This is a genomic window from Neotamlana laminarinivorans, assembly GCF_020523925.1.
Taxonomy (GTDB): domain Bacteria; phylum Bacteroidota; class Bacteroidia; order Flavobacteriales; family Flavobacteriaceae; genus Neotamlana; species Neotamlana laminarinivorans.
In genome coordinates this window covers 1-983 of sequence record NZ_JAJAPW010000023.1, presented here as the reverse complement: position 1 = coordinate 983, position 983 = coordinate 1, and the positions used below count along the sequence as shown (strand labels likewise).

The following is a 983-nucleotide window of genomic DNA, read 5'->3' as shown; positions in this document are numbered from 1 at the left end:
CGTTGTGTACAATTATGAAAAACATCCTGCTTATCATTATAATTTCAGTTTATACTTCGAGTTTTTCGCAAGTAAAAATTGACACATCTGAAATTAAATCAGTAAGATATGAATGGAAAATAGACACTAAAAGAAAAGACACCACACTAAATCAAATTCTGACTGAATATAAAAGCGGAATTTATAAAGAAGTTTTTCCAAACTTTAAGAGAGAACATCACAGATATCCATTTATCAATATTTTTGAATCAAAAACCGAATATCTTAACAAAAAAATTAAACCTAACTTAAAAGTTCATTATTGGTCAGTATCAAGAGGGCTTCAGAAAAATTTTTATGACGAATTTGGTAATCTAGACAGTATTTACTCGAATTATTATAAAGACTCTTTGATTGAGAAAAAATATAAAATTAATAAAGTCTACAAAAGAAAAGGCAAGCTGAAATACTTGATTAATAAATTCGGAGAGAAAGAAGAGCACTTTTATAGTTTGTTGGGAAAACTAAAGCGAATAGAAAAATCAAATGATTCCGTAACCTTTCTGACCGAATATTTTAAAAATGGAAGAATAGTTAAAGTAGATTACCGTAACGGCATCAAATTTAATTATGAGTATGACAAAAAAGGGAGATTGACAAAATTAAATGACCGAACGGGAACATATTATTACAGGTACAATGATTCGAAATTGGATTCGATAGACAAGTTTTTATCCAAAAGTAATAAACTATATGAAAGAATACTTTTTGGTTATAATGAAAATGGAATTTTAATAGAGAAAAAAGAATATAAAAAAATTGGAGACAAGGAAAGATTGATAAATGAATATAAATACATCTATAAATAACTGTACACAACACTGTGTATAATTAATTGCTAGGTTCTTCCCTACTTGCGAAAATTCCTGCGGAATTTTCTCGGGTTCGTAAAAGTTTGCTAATTTAGTTGCTTAACCACGCAACTAACCATACACAAACACGTT

Annotated in this window: 1 protein-coding gene; it reads left to right on the top strand. The window is 28.3% G+C overall.

Going from position 1 to position 983, the window contains the following annotated elements:
• Window positions 1-848: RHS repeat domain-containing protein (locus LG649_RS15875; protein ID WP_226544803.1), on the top strand; the 848-nt coding region annotated here is incomplete at its 5' end.
• Window positions 849-983 lie beyond the last annotated feature (135 nt).